The 19,862-nt window shown below is 64.8% G+C and carries 14 protein-coding genes and 1 pseudogene; 13 read left to right on the top strand and 2 right to left on the bottom strand.

What is annotated here, in order from left to right; all coding sequences use genetic code 11:
• The first annotated feature begins 102 nt into the window (after positions 1-102).
• From KCG88_RS06830 to KCG88_RS30910, 5 genes and pseudogenes are all read left to right on the top strand, one after another.
• Positions 103-1,347: an exonuclease SbcCD subunit D C-terminal domain-containing protein gene (locus tag KCG88_RS06830; protein WP_065363907.1), complete on the top strand. Its 1,245-nt coding sequence runs from the start codon at positions 103-105 to the stop codon at positions 1,345-1,347.
• The gene (locus KCG88_RS06835; RefSeq protein WP_210712070.1) at positions 1,344-4,988 is read left to right on the top strand and encodes an AAA family ATPase; all 3,645 of its coding nucleotides are present in this window, start codon (positions 1,344-1,346) and stop codon (positions 4,986-4,988) included. The genes KCG88_RS06830 and KCG88_RS06835 overlap by 4 nt, the downstream gene beginning before the upstream one ends.
• Complete coding sequence (locus tag KCG88_RS06840) at positions 4,985-5,605, top strand: glutathione S-transferase (RefSeq protein ID WP_210712071.1); 621 nt, start codon at positions 4,985-4,987, stop codon at positions 5,603-5,605. Before KCG88_RS06835 ends, KCG88_RS06840 begins: the two co-directional genes overlap by 4 nt.
• Positions 5,606-5,959: 354 nt before the next feature.
• Positions 5,960-7,918: an HAF repeat-containing protein gene (locus KCG88_RS06845; RefSeq protein ID WP_246882564.1), complete on the top strand. Its 1,959-nt coding sequence runs from the start codon at positions 5,960-5,962 to the stop codon at positions 7,916-7,918.
• Between the two features lie 80 nt (positions 7,919-7,998).
• Positions 7,999-8,160, top strand: a pseudogene (locus KCG88_RS30910) (glutathione S-transferase); the annotation flags it as partial.
• Positions 8,161-8,170: 10 nt separating this feature from the next.
• On the opposite strand, the gene KCG88_RS06850 reads toward KCG88_RS30910, so the two are convergent.
• On the bottom strand, positions 8,171-9,763 hold the full coding sequence (locus KCG88_RS06850) for a DUF2875 family protein (protein WP_210712072.1): 1,593 nt from the start codon (positions 9,761-9,763) through the stop codon (positions 8,171-8,173).
• Positions 9,763-11,931 (bottom strand): DUF3274 domain-containing protein, encoded by a 2,169-nt coding sequence (locus KCG88_RS06855; protein WP_210712073.1) that lies wholly within the window; start codon positions 11,929-11,931, stop codon positions 9,763-9,765. Before KCG88_RS06855 ends, KCG88_RS06850 begins: the two co-directional genes overlap by 1 nt.
• Before the next feature lie 577 nt (positions 11,932-12,508).
• Between KCG88_RS06855 and KCG88_RS06860 the strand changes: the two genes are divergently transcribed.
• From KCG88_RS06860 to KCG88_RS06895, 8 genes are all read left to right on the top strand, one after another.
• Positions 12,509-13,150, top strand: a complete 642-nt coding sequence (locus KCG88_RS06860) for a DUF1345 domain-containing protein (RefSeq protein WP_210712075.1) — start codon at positions 12,509-12,511, stop codon at positions 13,148-13,150.
• 80 nt (positions 13,151-13,230) lie between these two features.
• Positions 13,231-14,070: an AraC family transcriptional regulator gene (locus tag KCG88_RS06865; RefSeq protein WP_015635414.1), complete on the top strand. Its 840-nt coding sequence runs from the start codon at positions 13,231-13,233 to the stop codon at positions 14,068-14,070.
• A gap of 50 nt (positions 14,071-14,120) precedes the next feature.
• Positions 14,121-14,732, top strand: a complete 612-nt coding sequence (locus tag KCG88_RS06870; protein ID WP_047286267.1) for a LysE family translocator — start codon at positions 14,121-14,123, stop codon at positions 14,730-14,732.
• A gap of 127 nt (positions 14,733-14,859) precedes the next feature.
• On the top strand, positions 14,860-15,801 hold the full coding sequence (locus tag KCG88_RS06875) for a choline ABC transporter substrate-binding protein (protein WP_210712076.1): 942 nt from the start codon (positions 14,860-14,862) through the stop codon (positions 15,799-15,801).
• A gap of 88 nt (positions 15,802-15,889) precedes the next feature.
• Complete coding sequence (locus tag KCG88_RS06880) at positions 15,890-16,822, top strand: alpha/beta hydrolase (protein WP_210712078.1); 933 nt, start codon at positions 15,890-15,892, stop codon at positions 16,820-16,822.
• A gap of 142 nt (positions 16,823-16,964) precedes the next feature.
• On the top strand, positions 16,965-17,981 hold the full coding sequence (locus KCG88_RS06885; RefSeq protein ID WP_348984526.1) for a LacI family DNA-binding transcriptional regulator: 1,017 nt from the start codon (positions 16,965-16,967) through the stop codon (positions 17,979-17,981).
• A 66-nt stretch (positions 17,982-18,047) separates the two neighbouring features.
• The gene (locus tag KCG88_RS06890) at positions 18,048-18,830 is read left to right on the top strand and encodes a TIM barrel protein (RefSeq protein WP_210712080.1); all 783 of its coding nucleotides are present in this window, start codon (positions 18,048-18,050) and stop codon (positions 18,828-18,830) included.
• Entirely contained in the window at positions 18,823-19,785 is a 963-nt protein-coding gene (locus tag KCG88_RS06895) for a sugar kinase (RefSeq protein ID WP_210712081.1), read from the top strand. The genes KCG88_RS06890 and KCG88_RS06895 overlap by 8 nt, the downstream gene beginning before the upstream one ends.
• The last annotated feature ends 77 nt before the right edge of the window (positions 19,786-19,862 follow it).

Consider the following 19,862-nt stretch of genomic DNA (forward strand, 5'->3'; position numbering starts at 1 on the left):
GCCACGGCGCCGGGCATGAACACGCATTTGCCAGTAAACTCTCTGCCCTTTCGCCGCGGTCACCCTTATGTGCGGCCAAGCCTTTTGCATGCGGAGCCTGCCTTGCGTCTGTTTCACACCTCCGACTGGCACCTGGGCCAGAACCTCCACGGCCAGGAACGCGATTTCGAACACGCCTGTTTCCTGGAGTGGCTGCTGCGCCAGCTCAAGCACGAACAGCCCGATGTGCTGCTGATCGCCGGCGATATCTTCGACACCGTCAACCCGCCGGTCAGCGCCCAGGAGCGGCTCTACGACTTCATCGTCAGCGCCCACGAGCAGCAACCGGCCTTGACCGTCGTGATGATCGCCGGCAACCACGACTCCGGCTCGCGCATCGAGCTGCCGGCGCCCTTGATGCGCCGCCTGCGCACCCACGCCCTGGGCCGGGTGCTGTGGCTGGACGACGGCCAGCTGGACGCCGAGCGCCTGCTGCTGCCGCTGCCCGACGCCAGCGGCCAGGTCGCCGGCTGGTGCCTGGCCCTGCCGTTCCTGCGGCCGGCGGAAGTCACCGGCCGCCAGCTGGGCGACGACTACCTCAAGGGCATTGCCCAGGTTCATGAATGGCTGATCGCCGCGGCCAACGCCAAGCGCCAGCCGGGCCAGGCCCTGGTCGCCGTCAGCCATGCGCACATGGCCGGCGGCTCGGTCTCGGAAGATTCCGAACGTAGCCTGATCATCGGCAACGCCGAGGCCCTGCCCGCCAGCCTGTTCGGCCCGGACATCAGCTACGTGGCCCTGGGCCACCTGCACAAGCCGCAGAAGGTCAACGGCGAGGAGCGCATCCGCTACAGCGGCTCGCCGATCCCGCTGTCGTTCTCCGAGATCGGCTACCAGCACCAGATCCTCGACGTGCGCCTGGACGGCGAGACCCTGGTCAGCGTCGAGCCGCGGCTGATTCCCCGCGCGGTGAACCTGCAACGCCTGGGCCCGGCGCCCCTGGGGGAACTCCTGACCCAGCTCGGCGAGCTGCCGGACATCGACCTGTTGGCCGAAGAGCAGCGCCAGCCCTGGCTGGAAGTGCGGGTGCGCCTGGACGAGCCCCAGCCGGACCTGCGCCAGCAAGTGGAAAGCGCCTTGCAAGGCAAGGCCGTGCGCCTGGTGCGGATCGCCGCCGAATACGCCGGCAAGGGCGCAGGCGACGGTGAAGAGGCCAGTGCCGAGCTGATCGAGCTGGACCAGCTGACCCCCGAAGAACTGTTCCGCCGCGCCTGGCGCGATGCGTACGCCAACGAGGTGGACGAAGCCACCCTCAAGGATTTCGCCCTGCTGTTGCAGGACGTCCAGCAAGAAGGTGAACAGCCATGAAGATCCTGGCCATCCGCCTGAAGAACCTGGCCTCCCTGGCCGGCCCCTTCGAGATCGACTTCACCGCCGAGCCCCTGGCCAGCGCCGGGCTGTTCGCCATTACCGGGCCCACCGGCGCCGGCAAGAGCACCCTGCTGGACGCCCTGTGCCTGGCGCTGTTCGGCGCGGTGCCGCGGCTGAACAATATCGGCCGCGAGACCAAGGTCCCCGAGGTCGACAGCGAGATCCTCACCAGCGACCCGCGCACCCTGCTGCGCCGCGGCACCGGCAGCGGCTATGCCGAGGTGGATTTTGTCGGCATCGACGGCCGTCGCTACCGCGCCCGCTGGGAAACCAACCGCGCCCGCGACAAGGCCACCGGCAAGCTGCAAGGCAGCCGACAGAACCTCACTGACCTGGACAGCGAACAGCTGCTGAGCAACCAGAGCAAGAGCGAATACAAGCAACTGATCGAGGCCCGCCTGGGGCTCAACTTCGAACAGTTCACCCGGGCGGTGATGCTGGCCCAGAGCGAGTTCAGCGCCTTTCTCAAGGCCGACGACAAGGAACGCAGCGAGCTGCTGGAAAAGCTCACCAACACTGCGGTCTACAGCCAGTTGGGGCGCCGCGCCTACAGCAAGAGCAAGGAAGCCGAAGACGCCCACAAGGAGCTCAAGGCCCAGGCCAGCGGCATCAGCCCGCTGGAGCCCGAGGCCCGGGCCGAGCTTGAACAACAGTTGAGCCAGGCCCAGCAACAGCTCAAGGAGCAACAGGCCCAGCTCAAGCAGTTGGAAGCCCAGCACGTCTGGCTCAAGGAACTGCGCCAGTGGCAGGAAGCCCGGCAGAGCGCCGCCGAACAACTGCAAGCGGCCGAACAGGACGCCCAGGCCCTGGCCCCGGAGCGCCTGCGCCTGCAACGCCTGGAGCAACTGGCGCCGCAGCGGCACCAGTTCCTGCGCCAGGCAGAGCTGGGCGCCAGCCTGCTGCCGTTGCGCCAGCAGATCCAGCAGCAGGTCGAACAGCAAAGCGCCCTGCAACAACAGCAGGAACGCCTGCAACAGCAACTGCAGGACGCCGGCACGGCCCTGTCCCAGGCCCAGGAACAGCACAGCACCAGCGCCCCGTTGCTGCGCGAAGCCTTCGCCGAACAGGCCAACCTGGAGCGCCTGGGGCAGGGCCTGGCCCAGGCCGAGGCTCAACGCAGCCGCGCCGAGCAGGCCAGCACCGAGGGCCAGCAAGGCATCCAGCAACTGCTGGAAAAACAGCGCCTGGTGGGCGAGCGCCTGGAGCGGATCGCCGGGCAACTGGCCCACAGCGCCGCCCTCGCCCCGTTGAGCGACGCCTGGAACGCCTACCGCGAACGCCTGCAACAGCTGATGCTGATCGGCAATCGCCTGCACCAGGGCCAGGCCGAGCTGCCGGCCCTGGAACAGCGCGCCAGCAGCGCCGCCCAGCAACTGAGCGAGCAACGCACGCAGCTCGAACTGCTCTACAGCGAAGCCGGGGCCGAGCCCCAGGCGGTGGCCGAGCAGATCCAGTTGCTCGGCACCCTGCTCCAGGACAACCGCAAGCAGCAGCGCGCCGTCGAAGAGCTGGCCCGGCTCTGGGCCCAGCAGCGCGAACTGGACCAGCGCGGCCAGGCCCTGCAGGACAGGCAGCAGGCGGTGGCCGCCCAGCGCGAGGAGCTGAACAAGGTCGGCCTGCAGGCCAAGGCCGAGCTGGTGGTGGCCGAGCAGACCCTGAGCGTCACCCAGGCCCTGCTGGAGCGCCAGCGGCTGGCCCGCAGCGCCAGTGTCGAGGAACTGCGCGCCCAATTGCAGAGCGACCAGCCGTGCCCGGTGTGCGGCAGCGTCGAGCACCCCTACCACCAGCCTGAAGCCTTGCTGCAGAGCCTCGGGCGCCACGACGAGAACGAGGAAGCCAGCGCCCGCAAGACGGTGGACAGCCTCAAGGAACAGCTCAACGAACTGCGGGCCCAGGTCCAGGGGCTGATCGCCCAGCAGAAGGAGTTCCTCCAGCAGCAGGAACAACTGGCGACCCAGCAGCAGGCCCTGGCCCCAAGCCTGCAAGCCCACCCCTTGAGCGCCAGCCTCCTGGACCAGGACCCACCCAAGCGCGACGCCTGGCTGCAACAGCAACTCGACCAGCTGCAGCAGAGCATCACCCAGGACGAAAACCGCCAGGGCGCCCTGCTGACCCTGCAAAAGGATGCCGCGCGCCTGCAAAACCAGTTGCAGGCGGCAATCGATGCCAGCCAGCAGGCCGCCCAGCACCTGGACAAGCAACAGCAGCAACTGAGCGCCGACCGCCAGCGCCTGGACGAGGAACTGGCCAGCTTCAGCCACCTGCTGCCGGCAGAGGTCCTCGACAACCTGCGCCGCGACCCGGCCAACACCTTCATGCAGCTCGACCAGCAGGTACTGCAACGCATCGAGCAACTGCGCGAGCAGCAGGAAGAGGCCGAAGAACAGCAACAGCGCCAGTTGACCCTGGAAAAGGAACAGGACCGCCAGCTGACCCGTCAGCAACAACTGGCCGAGGCCCAACAGCTGTTCGACACCCTGCACCAGCAGCAACAGGCCTGCCAGCACAGGCTCGCCGAACTGCTGGGCCAGCAGCCCAGCGCCGAGCACTGGCAGCAGCACCTGGAGCAAGCCGTGGACCAGGCCCGCAGCGCCCAGGCCCTGGCCCAGCAACAGCAGCAGGCACTGCACCAGCAAGCGATCGAGTTGGGCGCCGAGCTCAAGGCCCGGGAAGAACGCCTGCAAGCCCTGGAAAGCGAACAACAGCAACTGGCCGCCAGTATCGAGCAGTGGCGCGCCGGGCACCCGGAACTGGATGACGCCGGCCTGCAACAGTTGCTGGAGCTGGACGAAGAACAGGTGCAGCAACTGCGCCAGCGCCTGCAAGACAACGACAAGGCCATCGAGCAGGCCAAGGTGCTGCTGCAGGAACGCCAGCAGCGCCTGGAACAGCATCAGGCCCAGCACAACGGCAACCTGGAGACCGAACAACTGGCCCAGGCCCTGGAACAGCTGCAGCAACAGGCCCAGGCCAGCGAACAACAGGTGGCGGACCTGCGTGCACGGCAAAGCGAGGACCAGCGCCGCCAGGCCGCCAACCAGGCCCTCAACCAGCGCCTTGAACAAGCCTACGCCCAGTGGCAGCGCTGGGCCCGGCTCAGCGCCCTGATCGGCTCGGCCGAAGGCGACAAGTTCCGCAAGATCGCCCAGGCCTACAACCTCGACCTGCTGGTGCACCACGCCAATGCCCAACTGCGCCAACTGGTGCGCCGCTACCGCCTCAAGCGCGGTGGCAGCATGCTCGGCCTGCTGGTGCTGGACACCGAAATGGGCGACGAACTGCGCTCGGTGCACTCGCTGTCCGGCGGCGAAACCTTCCTGGTGTCCCTGGCCCTGGCCCTGGGGCTGGCCTCCATGGCCTCCAGCACCCTGAAGATCGAATCGCTGTTCATCGACGAAGGCTTCGGCAGCCTCGACCCCGAGTCCCTGCAACTGGCCATGGACGCCCTCGACGGCCTGCAGGCCCAGGGCCGCAAGGTGGCGGTGATCTCCCACGTACAGGAAATGCACGAACGGATTCCGGTACAGATCAAGGTCAGCCGCCAGGGCAATGGCCTGAGCACCCTGGAGGTGAAATGAGCACGCTGCAAACGCCGGGGGCGACCCTCTACTCCTTCCGCCGCTGCCCCTACGCCATGCGTGCGCGGCTGGCCCTGCGCTATGCCGGGGTGCCAATGCGGATTGTCGAAGTCAGTCTCAAGGCCAAGCCGGCCGAGATGCTCGCGCTGTCGGCCAAGGGCACGGTGCCGGTGCTGGCACTGGAGGATCGGGTGATCGATGAAAGCCTGGAGATCATGCACTGGGCCCTGGCCCAGCATGACCCCGAGGATTGGCGGCTCACGGCAGCCCCGACGGCCCAGGCGCAGATGGCGGCGCTGATTGCCGAGAATGACCAGGTGTTCAAGGTGCACCTCAATCGCTACAAGTACGCCGAGCGCTACCCCGAGGCGCCCATGGAGCACTACCGGGCCCAGGGCGAAGCGTTTCTGGCGCGCCTGGATAGCCTGTTGCAGCAGCGCCGCTATCTGCTGGCGGACCATGCGAGCCTGGCGGACATGGCGCTGCTGCCGTTTGTTCGCCAGTTTGCCCATGTGGACCGGGAGTGGTTTGCGCAGACGCCTTATCGCTCCTTGCAGGAGTGGTTGCAGGAGCGGCTCGAATCAGAATTGTTCCTTGCAATCATGGCCAAACAATAACTTTCACAAGATGCGCATATCGGCAGCGTCAAGTAGATTGAGCTGCCGAAACAACGGGCTTTCAGAATTTTCCTAAAGACTTCATCCGCAACTAATAACTAAACTAATTCGACACATCAAGTTCATATCCAACACAGCAATTAGTTAAGCACCCGTTATTACCCGCCTGTAAGCAAGACAACTTCGGCTCACGCCATCGCGCCCCGCCCGGCCCCAAATCCCAAGCCGACCGGGCATCACGCCCTCATCGCTGCGTATACCAAGCCTTTACCTCGGCAGTAGCCTGCTCGCCCATAAAAAACTTCCATTACTCAGGCCGCTGTAATCATTTCCTTTATCGCCAGGTTCATTACATTGAAATCACCTTTTGCAACAGCCGCACTAACACTGATCTATGGACTGTTTTATTCAGCACAGTCCTGTGCCGACACTACTATCGACCTGAGTTCTTTGGGCGCTGATGGATCGGTAGCCTATGGCGTATCGGCTGACGGCCATTTCATCGTCGGCACTGCGTTCGCGAACGGCAATCAATTTGCGTTCAAGTACAGCGATGCGACCGGCATGGTCAATCTGGGCACACTGGGTGGCGTTCAATCCTATGCCAAGGCCGCCTCCGCTGATGGCAAGGTGGTCGTGGGGTTCGCCGGCGTCTCCAGTAACAACGCCCACGCCTTCAAGCACACCGACGCCACCGGCATGATCGACCTGGGCACCTTGGGAGGACTTACCTCCCAGGCCACGGGCGTGTCCGCTGACGGCTCCGTCGTCGTAGGCGATTCGACTACAACCAATGGCGACTATCGTGCGTTCAAGCACACCGATGCGATGGGCATGATCGATCTGGGCACCCTGGATGCGGGCAACGACGGCTACTCCCATGCCACCGCCGTGTCCGCGGACGGCAGCATCGTCGTGGGAGACGCGACTATCGATGCCAGCACAGGCCTGCAACACGCTTTCAAGCACACCGAGGCGAGCGGCATGATCGATCTGGGCACCCTGGGAGGCCAGACCTCACAGGCGTCCGGCATCTCCGCCGACGGCCGCGTTATCGTGGGAATGGCCCAGACAGCCACAGGCGGCACTCAAGCGTTCAAACACACTGACACCGCCGGCATGGTCGGCCTGGACTCCTGGGGTGGCGATTCCTTCGCTTATGGCACTTCCGCAGACGGTAGCGTCGTCGTGGGTACAGCCGCGACCGCCGCTGGCGATCCCCATGCATTCCGGCACACCGATGCCAGCGGCATGGTCGACCTGGGCACCCTGGGCGGTGAAATGTCAGCGGCGACCGGCGTCTCCGCTGACGGCAATGTTGTCGTGGGCGTCAGCCTTACGGGTGAAGGTGCCACCCACGCCGCGCTATGGAAAATCACCGAAACAGGTTCCCACCTTGTCGACCTGGACAACACCCGCACCGCCATGGCCAGGAACGCCAATCGGGCCTGGGGGATGCTCGATTTACGCAGCGAACAACTGGCTCGATTGATGAGCCAGGAATGCCAGATCGACAGTGGCTCGTTCTGTATCGGTGTGGGCCCAAGCTACAGCCGCGACAGCGTGGCCAGGCAGACCCGCATGAGCCTGACCCTCGGGGTTCGTCCCACCGAGCATCTGCGCCTTGGCGTCACCCTGGATCAGGACCTCGATCGGCAATTGCCGGACAACTACGCCAAGGCAGGGTCGGCAGCACCGGCGGTCGCCCTCTTCGCCGCCGTTGACGAAACAGGTCACGGGCTGGGTTGGCAGGGCCGTGTGGCCGCAGCCTATGTGTCTTCCAAGGTCGACATCACACGCGAACAACTGGCTTACACCGAGGCCGGCCAAGGGCGTTCGAGCCTGCGCGGCAAGTCCTTGAGCATCGAAGGCGCCTACGGTGTGATGCTCAATGCAATGACCCTGACGCCGTATCTGGGCCTCAGCCAGACTCAAGTCAGCCGCCAGGGCTATCGTGAAAACAACGGCGCGGTGTTGGCGGCCAGCTACGCGAAAATGGGCCGCACGACCACCAGCCTGAACCTCGGTGTGCGGGGCGCCAAAAAGCTCACCCGGCAGTTGGAACTCAGTGCCAACCTGGAGCTGACCCAGGACCTGCGCAACAAGCGCGATGCCTTTCAAGCCCAAATGGAGTACCTGGGGCGCTACACCTACCAGGCCGGAAAACAGCACAACGCTCGCCTGGGGGCGGGCACGGGATTGAACTATGCCCTGAACGAACACAGCGCCGTGCATACGGGCGTGTTCTGGGCACAGCAGCCAGGTGGCAATGATGTGACCGGCATTCAGACAGCCTTTACTTACCAGTTCTGATAGCAGCCTGCCCCGGCGTCCTGAGTTCGAGGCCGGCCGGGGATGCGGGTGCACGTTCGCCATTCCGTGATTGGGGCAGGCCCGGGAGCCAGGCGCAGATCGCGGCGCTGATTGCCGAGAATGACCAGGTGTCCAAAGCGCACCTCAATCGCTACAAGTACGCCGAGTGCTATCCCACAGCGCTCATGGCGCATTACCGGAGCCAGGGCAAGGCATTTCTCGCTCGGTTGGATGGCCTGCTGGGGCCGAAGCTTACAAATCATCCATCCAGTCGCCCTTGGGTTTCAGGCTGGCCAGGAACTCTTCGATTGCGTAATCGTCATTCTCGAACTTCGCCAAAGAAGGGGCTACCGGTTTGCTTGCGGGCGCGGGTTGCGTAGTGTCTGTGCTGGCAGTTTGCGGCATCAGATTGACGCCGAACCTGTTGTCGAGCGGCTTCTTTCCGGGTGTCGGTGAAGTGATGGTGATGATCGTTGCCTGATCCTTACGGCGCAAAGGCATGACCACACTGGTATCGGCATTCTGGTAGCTGGCCATGGTCGCCAGCGCGATACCCACGAACGGCGAGGCTGCGCCGGTATCGCCCAAACGCTGGGTCAGGTCGTAACCCTCGCGGGAATCGAGCAGATCCAGGGAACTGCGGGCAGCCGTCAGCGCAGGAAGCAACTCGGCCAGTGGCGTGCTGTTCAGGCCGCCGTCATAGAACACCCGGGCTGGTGCGGGCGTAACGGCATCAGTGGCTTTTTTCCAACCAGCAGCCAGTTGTGTGGTCAAGGCCTCACGTTTGAGACGCTCGCCGTTGTCCGGGCGTTGCAGGGAAACACTGACCGGACGGTGGACCCTGGCCAGCACCGGCAAGGCGTCCCACTGTTCAAAGGCGCGTTCGGTCCAGGGTTGCGGGATGAACTCTGAAGGTTGGAATTCAACAGTGGGTTTACGCCAGCCCCAACCGGTGAATTCGGGATCGATCTTGTTCTTGTTGACCTTGGTGAAAGGGGCGTAATAGCGCAGCCATTCGACACGTTCGGGGCGGCCGACGACCAGGGCGACCATGGCGTCGGTTAACTTGTCTGGCTGGCGTGGGCCCGCGACAGCCCCAAGCGATTTTAAGGAAATGTCCTTGCTTGATAGAGCACCAGCCATATTGATGCCTTCAACGCTATAAACCAGAACAGCAGGAAGATCAGGGTTGTGCTCGAAGAGTCGGAACAGGTTTTCTACCAATGCTTCAGGAGTGTCGTTGCAGACAATTCCATCCTGAACATTCCGGATGCGATGCCAATGTAAGCCCGAGTCTGTCCGGTAACTATTCACCATACTGGTGAGCATTACTTGGGTTCTTTCAGGCCTGAACCGCAGGTTCGGTGTTTGAGGACTCCAACCACGGACAACCGTAATAGTGGGAATTGGCCACTTTTCTAAAAAATTGCGTAATCCCAGTTCCAATGCATCGGCTTTGCGTTTTGTATAAGCCATATTTTTATCATCGGCAGTCACCGGGTATTTCTTCGGGTCCATGGGCAGGATACTGCCGACATGCAAAGCCTCCGGCTCTCTCGCATTCTGCTCTTGCAAAGTTTTCCAGATATCTCCCTGGCGAAAAACATCCAGACTCACGCCAATGCTGAGCACATCCAGGGTTTCAAGGCGAGGCGACATGGTTGGGGCGCGGTAACGAGTATTGGTGGGCATTGAAGCCGCCTCCTCAACAGGGATATTGGCAGTAACGGCCGTAGAAGGGCTGGCAAAACAGCGAACTGTTATCAATGAGATTTCGTCCGCTTCAGACTGATGACTGACCACCAGCAAGCTGGCAATCAATAAACACTGGAATAGGCTGCGCATCAGGCTTTACCCCCAAAGCAGATGGGTTTGCCAAGTTTTTCTTCGCCCCATGTCTGGGCCCCTACTAAAGAGGGCATAGTGTCCCCGCCCAAACCAGGTAGCGTCCCTGTAGTTCGATATTCAATCGTGGCATCGATTAATGTTCGGTTAGTGGCTTGCTCTTCTAGATAAAACGTTTCAACCGCTTCATCTGGTTGATCAGGAGCCTGATCATCTTGACCGGTTATGACCTCATCAGTCCGCTTCCAATCCAACCGCCAATCCGCCACCCGACACAAATACGCATAGAACGTCACATCATCCACGCTCTCCCCTGCTCCAATCGCCACGTCATAGGCCAGGACCCGTCGACTGTGCTCCGGGTTATTTGGAATCCCCGAGTGAAACGACTGCGGCTCTTGATACGCCTCCCTTTGCAGGCGCAACCGAGCCTCGTAGGGCGTCTCTCCGCGCGTCACCAGGACCAGGCCATCACCCATGGCCCGTGCCGCAAACACGTGAGCGTGCTGGGACACCTCGTAGATCTCGTCGCGGGCCTTTTTAACGCTCGCGGCATCACGGCCATGCTTGAAGGCAATGGCCTCCTCCATCGTCTCCTGACGTGCGTATTGCGTGTCCTTCGGGCGCCAGGCCGACTTGATACGCAGCGACTTGTCATTGCTCAGGCCAATAGCGGCATCGATGGGGTCCAGTGTGTCCATTATCTGGTACACGCCACTGTCCGAGTCCTCACCAGGCGCAGTCATGACGCCATCAGTGGCGAAATCGGTTTCTGCCGGTATGGGCAATTGTGGAGCCGTCAACATCACCCCTGCCCCCGGTTTGAGATTGGCCCTTGCACTGCGGTCCAGAAGCCCTAAACCGGTGTCCTCCCAGGTCGCCTCCCCCTCAAGCAGCAGTGGGTAGATGTAGGGGGGAACCTGTTTGCCGATGGCTTCCTTTTCGTTGTTGCGCTTGCGCAAGGTGAAGATCCGCTGATGAAAACTCAGCGGCAGTTGCGTTCGCGCCGGCAGGCCATCCACGGTGTCGCCGACGCCCTGCCAACCGATACCCTGGACGTTGCCCAGGCCCACGGTCTGGTCCTGAGGAGTGAAGTAAAGGTAGCTGCAGCCACGATTGTCACGTTCATTGAATGAGACGCGCTGACCATCGATTGTGGTGTGCGACGCAGGACCGCCGCTCCAGCCCGGCCCGCCAATGGCGCCATACCCCTGGCAGTTTTTCAGCGCGACGCTGGACAGCGCAGGAGCCGGGTTCGGTCTCTGGGCAATGAACTGGAGAATGCCCTTGAGGGTGGCAATACGCGCCGGAGTGGTTTGTTGTTCGAGCCACTTCTGGGTCTTTTCAGTATTGGGCTGGAACAGGCTGTAGGGCGAGTTGAGCATGATGAAGCCATCAGCCGGTCGCTCGTCCTGATCCTTGAGAAAGGCATGGGCCAACAACCCGAGCAAGGTGCCCTGGCTGTGGCCCACCACATTCACTGTGTCGTTCGGGTAGCGCTTGCGGATGATCTTGATCAGCATCGCCAGGCGCATCGCCGCCAGCACCATGTAGCGCCGCCCCGCGGCAGCAAACAGCGGGTGGGTTCGCGTACCGCCGATCAAGTTGAGCGGGACGATGCCGAATGGATAACCGTTGAAGCCTTTGCCCCACATGTCCGGAAGGTTGGTGGTGGCATTGGCGAATTGTCCGCCTTCCTTGGTGCCCGCCTTGTCCAGGCGGTTTCTGTTGCGATCCATCCACTCGCCGTGGGGCGCATCCTTGATGATGTGCTGCTCTTCCTCGCGAAAGCCCCAATAAAACGGAATGACCACGCTGCGGCTGTCGGCGCCGTGGGCCGAGACGCCGAATTTGCGCCGGTAATACACCGCGTCGGGGTTGCTGGCCTTGCCATCATCGTCCTCGGGCAAGCTGTAGCTGGCCGGGCGCAGCCAGCCGGGATTGCTCACGCCATTGGGCAGGGTCGGCGACATGTCCAGGCGTTCATTGAGCCCCTGGCACAGGCCGCGCTCGATGCGCTCGTAGCAACCGGCAAGGTCGTTGACGCCGTGCACAACGATGGTCACGCAGGGCTTGGGGGGCGGCGCGATCAGGTGGACGTCGCCACCGCCCGGCAGGGTGATCGCTTCACCGGTGCAAATGGTCCTCATCCGAACGGCGTCATTCATTGTGCATTTGCTCCTTGATGGTCTGAAAGACAGTCGTTCACGTCGTCCAGCCGGGTCACGTCCAATCCTTTCAGGGACGAGGCTTGCGCAGCAGGGCTGAATGGTTTGGCCTGACGACACGGGTGCCAGGCCTGACCTTCTACTGATGCCGCGCAAAAAAATCGGCGCCAGACCATAACAAAAGAGCCAGCGAATAAATCTAGGAACTGTCTCAAAAGCGTTCTGACCGCAGCGCGGCCCCGTGTCACAGGTACCGCCCGAGGCAAAAACTGGGCCCAGCGCAAGGGGCTGGCTGGGGTTTACTCAGACGAAGCGCACCGACCAGGGTGGGTCCAGCACCTGCACCAGCCGGCCAGCGGCAATTTCCTCCTGGGCATCCCGTTCTCCTAGCGGCCCGTGGCGCAATTCATCGCGGAACTGGCGGCGCCGCTGGCTGGATCAAAGACTCGCAGGCGTCTTTCTGGCCATGCATACCCTGAAAAACAGAGCGGATATGTACTCCACCCACCCCCCGGTAAAATCCCCACACCCTCTCATGCTAAGGTTCCACCCCCATTTCCTGAAGTTGCAAACCACCATGTCCGTCGTCATCCGCACCCACCCCCGCTTGACCATCGGCGTCCTGATCGGCTGCGCCATTGGTCTGCTCGCTCCTGCCCATACCCTGACCAGCAAGATCCTGATCGGCTGGAACGCCGCCGTCTGGACCTACCTGGCGCTGATGTTCTGGCTCACCGTTCGGGCCCGGGCCGATGAGGTCAGGCGCATCGCCGAAGCCGAGGATGAGAACGCCGGCCTGGTGCTGTTGATCGTCTGTGTGGCGGCCATCGCCAGCCTGGTGGCGATCACCCTGGAGCTGGTGGGCAGCAAGGACCTGGACAGCGCCCAGCGCCTGGTCCACTACGGCTTCACCGGGCTGACGGTGATCGGCTCGTGGCTGCTGGTGGGGGTGATCTTCAGCCTGCACTACGCGCGCCTGTACTACACCTGGGACGGCAAGGAACCGGCGCTGCGCTTCGCCGAAGGCCCGACCAACCCGGACTACTGGGACTTCCTGTATTTCTCCTTCACCATTGGCGTCGCGGTGCAAACCTCGGACGTCGGCGTGGCCACCCGCGAGCTGCGCAAGATCGTCCTCGCCCAGTCGCTGATCGGCTTTCTGTTCAACACCGCGATCCTCGGTTTCTCGATCAATATCGCCGCTGGGCTGTTCAGTTGAGGCTGCACAAAACTTCTAGACCCCAGCCCTGGCACCGGCGTTAACTGCCAGGGTTGCCGCCACGCCCCACGGACCGCCCCATGACCACGCCCAACTGGATCGACCTGGCCCAGGATGCCGACACCGGCATCGAGACCCTGCGGGCCCATTTCACCGGCCACGCCTATGACCCGCACTGGCACGACAGCTACCTGGTGGGCGTCACCGAGCAAGGGGTGCAGCAGTTCAACTGCCGCCGGGCCCGGCACCAGAGCACGCCGGGCAAGGTGTTCCTGCTGGAACCGGGGGAAATCCACGACGGCGAAGCCCCCACCGAGGGCGGCTTTACCTACCGCATGCTGTACCTCGACCCGCAGTGGCTGGAGCGCGAACTGGGGGCGCTGTTCGCCGAGGCACCGGCCAATGCCCAACTGGCATTCGGCAGCACCCTGGCCAGCGATCCGCGCCTGGCCCGGGCCACCAGCGCGGCCTTTCACAGCCTGCACCATGGCGAGTTGCGCATCGTCCGCCAGAGCGCCCTGGACCAGTTGCTGGAACAACTGACCGGGCACTTGCACTGGCGCCGGCGCTACGCCCAGGACCCGCGCCTGCCGCTGGTGGCGCAACGGGCCCGGGACTACCTGCATGCACACCTGGCCCAGGACCTGAGCCTGGAAGCCCTGAGCCAGGCCTGCGGGGTCGACCGCTTTCGCCTCAGCCGCGCCTTCAAGGCTGCCTTCGGCCTGCCACCCCATGCCTACCTGGTGCAACTGCGCCTGAGCCGGGCACGCCGCCTGCTGGCCGGCGGCGCGGCGCCGGCCGAGGTCGCCACGGCCCTGGGCTTTGCCGACCAGAGCCACCTGGGGCGCTGGTTCATGCGTGCCTACGGGCTGAGCCCGGCGCTGTATCGCAAGCGCTGCACAAAGCTTCCAGACGCCTGAAAGCACCTGGGCCAGGATCAACTGCCGATCACTTCCCGGAGTTGCCTGCCATGCCCCTGTCTCTCTCGACCCTGCTGCCCTTTGTGCTGTTTGCCTTCGTCGCGTCCATCACCCCGGGGCCGACCAATATCCTGGTGCTGAACAACAGCGCCCGCCATGGCCTGCGGGCGGCGCCGCCGATCATCCTCGGCGCGGCGCTGGCCGCGGCCGGGATCGTGCTGCTGGTGGGCGCCGGCCTGGGCGACTGGCTCGCCGGCAGGCCCAAGGTGCAGCAGGCCATGCAGTGGCTGGGGCTGCTGTGGCTCAGCTACCTGGCCTGGCAGATCTGGCAGGCCCCGGCCAGCGCCCTGGATGCCAGTACCGGGCAACCGCGCCGCCTGGGGCTGGCCGGCGCCGCCGCGTTGCAGCTGGTGAACCCCAAGACCTGGATGATGGCCCTGGCGGTGGTCAGCGTGTTCGCCGGTACCGAGGCCGACCGACAGTGGCGGGCGCTGTGGCTGTCCCTGGTGTTTTTCCTGATCGCCCTGCCGTGCCTGGGCGCCTGGGCACTGCTGGGGGCCGGTTCGGCGCGCTGGCTGCGCTCGCCCCAGGCGCTGCAGGCATTCAATCGGGGCATGGCCCTGCTGTTGCTGGCATCCACCTGGATGAGCCTGTGGGCCTGAGGTCGCCACAGTGCAACGGGCGGTCGCTCCAGTGCCTTTGGCTCGGCACCGGGGCGCTGTAGGGTGGCCCACACGGCGCAACAAGACGCCGCCCCGAACAAAAACCACTGCCCCACGAGAGCCTCCGATGAAAACACCGTTCAAGCGTTGTTTCCTGGCCTGTTGCGCCAGCGCCCTGCTGAGTGCCCCGACCTGGGCCGCCGAGCCCGCCGCCTGCAAGACCGTGCGCATGGGCGTGGTCAACTGGACCGACGTGATTGCCACCAGCGCCATGGCCGACGTGCTGCTCGCCGGCCTGGGCTACGACAGCAAGCAGACCAGCGCGGTGCAGCAGATCATCTTCGCCGGCATTCGCGACCGGCGCCTGGACATCTTCCTTGGCTACTGGAAACCGGCCATGGACCAGAACATCGCGCCCTTCCTGGCCGCCGGCCAGGTCAGGGTCATGGCCCAACCCAGCCTGGCCGATGCCCAGGCGACCCTGGCGGTGCCGGACTACGTGGCGCAAGCGGGCCTGAAGACCTTCGCCGACATCGCCCGCTTCAAGGAGCAACTGGGGGGCAAGATCTATGGCATCGAACCCGGCAGCGGCGCCAATACCACGATCAAGACCATGATCGACACCGACCATTTCGGCCTCAAGGGCTTCAAGCTGATCGAGTCCGGCGAGGCCGGGATGCTGGCGGCGGTGCAGCGGGCGATCAACCGCAAGGAGTTCGTGGTGTTCGTCGGCTGGACCCCGCACCCGATGAACATCAACCTGGCCATCACCTACCTCACCGGCAGCGAGGACGTGTACGGGCCCAACGAAGGCGCGGCCACGGTGTCCACGGTGACCGCCCCGGACTATGCCGAGCGCTGCCCCAACGTCGATCGGCTGCTGAAGAACCTGAACTTCACCGCAGCCCAGGAAAGCCAGCTGATGGTGCCCATCATGCAGCGCCAGTCGCCCCAGGAGGTGGCCCGGCAATGGTTGCGCGAGCATCCTGAGGACCTGCAGCGCTGGCTGGCGGGGGTGACCACCTTCGACGGCCGCGATGGCGTGGCAGCGGTCAAGGCGAGCCTGTAACCACCCTCTGCAGGAGCCGGCTTGCCGGCGAAGGCGGTCTCACGGGCCTCTTCGCCGGCAAGCCGGCTACCACACTCCAGGACTGTCCATGAACCATTACCCGCTTTCTGCCGAGCTGGCGGCCTTTGTCCAGCGAACCCTGAGCTACACCAGCGCCGACAGCAGCTTCCAGGGCCTGCGCGACAGCTACGAGCGCATGTGCCGGGCCTTCACCCCGCCTCGCCCGGCCGGGCTGGCGGTACAGGAGCTGCAACTGGCCGGGGTGCCGCTGCGCCTGTATCACCCCGAGCGCCCCGCTGCGCCTTCGGGCTGGCCCTGGCTGTTGTACCTGCATGGCGGCGGCTGGGTGCTGGGGGGCCTGGACTCCCACGAGTTCATCACCGCCCGCTTGGCCAGCGAGCTGGGAATACTGGTGATCGCCGTGGACTACCGGCTGGCCCCCGAGCACCCGTTCCCCGCCGCCTTCGACGATTGCCTGGGGGTCTGGCGGGCCCTGGAGCAAGGGCTGCTGCCCCTGCCACTGGACCCGCAGCGCCGGGTGCTGATGGGCGACAGCGCCGGCGGCAACCTGACGGCGGCGTTGTGCCTGGCCCTGCGCGATGCCGGCGAACCCGGGCCGGCGGCCCAGGTGCTGGTCTACCCCGGCCTGGGTGGTGGCGCCAACCTGCCCTCGCGCAGCGAGTGCGCCGACGCGCCCTTGCTCAGCAGCAGCGACCTGGACTGCTTCCAGGCCCTGTACCTGCCCGGCCCGCAGCACCGCTCGGCCTATGCCCGGCCGCTGCTGGCGCAACAGTTCGCCGGCCTGCCCGCGGCCTTTATCGCCCTGGCACAGTTCGACCCGCTGCGCGATGACGGCGAGCGTTATCACCAACACTTGCTCGCGGCCGGAGGGCAAAGCCAGCTGTACCCGGGCCTGGGGCTGGTGCACGGCTGCCTGCGCGCCAGGGGCCTGGCCCCTGAAGTGGACGCCCTTTACAGCGCCCTGCTGGCCTACCTGGAACAGCACCTGGGCCGCCCCTGAACGCGACCGTTGGTCAGCCACCGACCTGCCCTGGGGCTATTTCCTGCCTCTGCACTATTGACGGCCGAAGCGCTTTTGCGGTTTCCTGAAACCGGTTTCAGCGCAACTGGAACCCATAACTCCAAAAACAAGGTCGTCGCCCGTGAATCAGTTTTCTGCCGCCCAGCGCAGCCGCGTCACCATGCTCGATGTCGCCCGCCGCGCCGGGGTCTCCAAGGCCAGCGTGTCGCGCTTTATCGGCGAGGACCGGGCCCTGCTCTCCGATGCCATTGCCCTGCGCATCGATCAAGCCATCAGCGAACTGGGCTACCGCCCGAACCAGATGGCCCGCGGCCTCAAGCGCGGGCGCACACGCCTGATCGGCATGCTGGTGGCCGATATCCGCAACCCCTATTCGATTGCCGTGATGCATGGCGTGGAAACCGCCTGCCGCCAGCACGGCTACAGCCTGGTGGTGTGCAACACCGACCGCGACGACGAACAGGAAGCCCGGCACCTGGCCAACCTGCGGGCCTACAACATCGAAGGCCTGATCGTGAACACCCTGGGCCACCACCTGGAACAGTTGCAGCAATTGCAGGAAGAGATGCCCATGGTCCTGGTGGACCGCAAGCTCTCGCAGTTGCAGGCCGACCTGGTGGGCCTGGACAACCCGGCGGCGGTGCGCAGCGCCCTCGACCACCTGCAACAGCAGGGTTATCGCGACCTGCTGCTGGTCAGCGAACCCCATGACGGAACCAGCTCGCGGCTGGAGCGCAGCGCCAGTTTCCAGGCCGAGATCGAGCGCCGTCCGGCCTTGCGCGGCCAACTGCTGGAAACCGGCAGCCACCTGACCAGCCAGTTGCAAACCTTTCTTGCCGCCCCCGGCCCAGGGCCCAAGGCACTGTTCTGCGCCAACGGCGTGGCGACCCTGGCCGCCACCCGCGCCCTGCGTGAGCTGGAGTGCCCGCTGTTCGAAGGCGTGGGCCTGATCGCCCTCGACGACCTGGACTGGTACCCCCTGGTGGGCAATGGCATCACGGCCCTGGCCCAGCCCACCCAAGCCATAGGCACCAGTGCCTTCGAATGCCTGCTCAAGCGCCTGCGGGGCGACGATGCCCCGGCGCGGGTGGTGGATTTTCCGGCGCAGCTGATCGTGCGCGGCTCCACTCGGTTGTAACAGTGGGGGCAAAGCCCACCACTTTTTTCTCGAACAAAAATGAAACCGGTTTCAGAGGTCAGGAACATGCAGCAATCCCCCGTCTCCATCAGTTTGTCCAGCTACGGCGCAGACCTTGTGCGCGCACAGGGTCAGGCGCATTTCATTCCCCTGGTGGCCGCCGCCGGCGCGTCCTGCATCGAATGGCGCGAAGAACTGCTGACCCATGAGCAGCCCGCCGAGCTGGCCCGCAGCGCGGCGGAGCACGGCCTGGAAAGCGTGTTTTCCTCGCCCCTGGAGTTGTGGCAGGCCGAGCGCAGCGAGCCCAACCCGCAATTGAGCGCCACCCTGCAACGGGCCCGGGAGTTCGGCGCCAAGCGGCTCAAGGTGTCCCTCGGGCACTTTCGCGAACACCACGACCTGCGCAGCCTGGCCAGCCTGCTGTTTCGCCAGCCCCTGGCCCTGCTGGTGGAAAACGACCAGACCGCCCACGGCGGGCGCATCGAGCCGTTCCAGCGTTTTTTCACTGCGGTAGAGGCGCTGAACCTGCCGCTGCGCATGACCTTCGACATCGGCAACTGGCAATGGCAGGAGCAATCGGCGCTCAACGCCGCGCGCCTGCTGGGCCGGCACGTGGCCTACGTGCACTGCAAGGCGGTGCGCCTGCGGGTCGACGGCAAGCGAGTGGCCATACCGCCCGGCGCCCCGGAGCTGCATCAATGGGAACAACTGCTGCGGCACATGACTCAAGGTATTACCCGGGCCGTGGAATACCCCTTGCAAGGCACCGACCTGCTGCAAGTGACCACCGAGCAGGTCAGCCTGCTGGCCCACCTTGGCCAATCGCGCCTGGAGCATGCAGATGCCTGATATCGATATCCTCTCGTTCGGCGAAACCATGGCGATGTTCGTTGCCGAACACGGCGGCGACCTGGCCCAGGTCCAGCACTTCCACAAGCGCATCGCCGGGGCCGACAGCAACGTGGCCATCGGCCTGGCACGCCTGGGCTTCAAGGTGGCCTGGCTGAGCCGGGTAGGCAACGACTCCCTGGGGCGCTTCGTACTCGACACCTTGCGCGCCGAAGGCCTGGACTGCCGTTTCGTGCGCTGCGACCCGATCCATCCCACCGGCTTTCAGCTCAAGTCCCGGGAAGACGACGGCGACGACCCGCGGGTCGAGTATTTCCGCCGCGGTTCGGCGGCCAGCCACCTGGCCATCGGCGACCTCGACCCGGCCCTGCTGCGGGCCCGGCACTTGCACGCCACCGGCATTCCCCCGGCGCTCTCGGACTCGGCCCGGGAGCTGTCCGGCCACCTGATGCACACCCAGCGCAGCGCCGGGCACAGCGTGTCGTTCGACCCCAACCTGCGCCCCGCCCTGTGGCCCAGCGAGGCGCTGATGATCCGCGAGATCAACCGCCTGGCGGCGCTGGCCCATTGGGTACTGCCGGGGCTCGCCGAAGGCCGCCTGCTCACCGGCCGCGACGACCCGGCGGACATCGCCGCCTTCTACCTGGACCAGGGCGCCGAAGCCGTGGTGATCAAGCTCGGCGCCCACGGCGCCTACTACCGCACCCAGCTGGATGCCGGTTTCGTCAACGGCGTGCCGGTGGCCCAGGTGGTGGACACCGTAGGCGCCGGCGACGGCTTTGCCGTGGGCCTGATCAGCGCCCTGCTGGAAAGCCGCGGCATTCTCGAAGCGGTGCAGCGGGCCAACTGGATCGGCAGCCGCGCGGTGCAGAGCCGTGGCGACATGGAAGGCCTGCCCTTGCGCCACGAACTACCGGAGCACACACCCAGCCTGGATACCGCCAGCGCCCTGTAGAAGCTGGCTGGCCAGCGAAGACGCCCGCCCGGCGACACACGCCCCAAGGGCCCCTTCGCCGGCCAGCCGGCTCCTGC

Source organism: Pseudomonas sp. MWU349 (assembly GCF_017947325.1).
GTDB classification, from domain to species: domain Bacteria; phylum Pseudomonadota; class Gammaproteobacteria; order Pseudomonadales; family Pseudomonadaceae; genus Aquipseudomonas; species Aquipseudomonas protegens.

Bases quoted from the DNA above. Each gene is read 5' to 3' on its own strand.
- KCG88_RS06850 (WP_210712072.1), bottom strand. From the start codon at position 9,763: ATGCGCAGCCTATTCCAGTGTTTATTGATTGCCAGCTTGCTGGTGGTC.
- KCG88_RS06880 (WP_210712078.1), top strand. From the start codon at position 15,890: ATGAACCATTACCCGCTTTCTGCCGAGCTGGCGGCCTTTGTCCAGCGA.
- KCG88_RS06860 (WP_210712075.1), top strand. From the start codon at position 12,509: ATGTCCGTCGTCATCCGCACCCACCCCCGCTTGACCATCGGCGTCCTG.
- KCG88_RS06895 (WP_210712081.1), top strand. From the start codon at position 18,823: ATGCCTGATATCGATATCCTCTCGTTCGGCGAAACCATGGCGATGTTC.
- KCG88_RS06875 (WP_210712076.1), top strand. From the start codon at position 14,860: ATGAAAACACCGTTCAAGCGTTGTTTCCTGGCCTGTTGCGCCAGCGCC.
- KCG88_RS06855 (WP_210712073.1), bottom strand. From the start codon at position 11,931: ATGAATGACGCCGTTCGGATGAGGACCATTTGCACCGGTGAAGCGATC.
- KCG88_RS06870 (WP_047286267.1), top strand. From the start codon at position 14,121: ATGCCCCTGTCTCTCTCGACCCTGCTGCCCTTTGTGCTGTTTGCCTTC.
- KCG88_RS06840 (WP_210712071.1), top strand. From the start codon at position 4,985: ATGAGCACGCTGCAAACGCCGGGGGCGACCCTCTACTCCTTCCGCCGC.
- KCG88_RS06890 (WP_210712080.1), top strand. From the start codon at position 18,048: ATGCAGCAATCCCCCGTCTCCATCAGTTTGTCCAGCTACGGCGCAGAC.
- KCG88_RS06865 (WP_015635414.1), top strand. From the start codon at position 13,231: ATGACCACGCCCAACTGGATCGACCTGGCCCAGGATGCCGACACCGGC.
- KCG88_RS06835 (WP_210712070.1), top strand. From the start codon at position 1,344: ATGAAGATCCTGGCCATCCGCCTGAAGAACCTGGCCTCCCTGGCCGGC.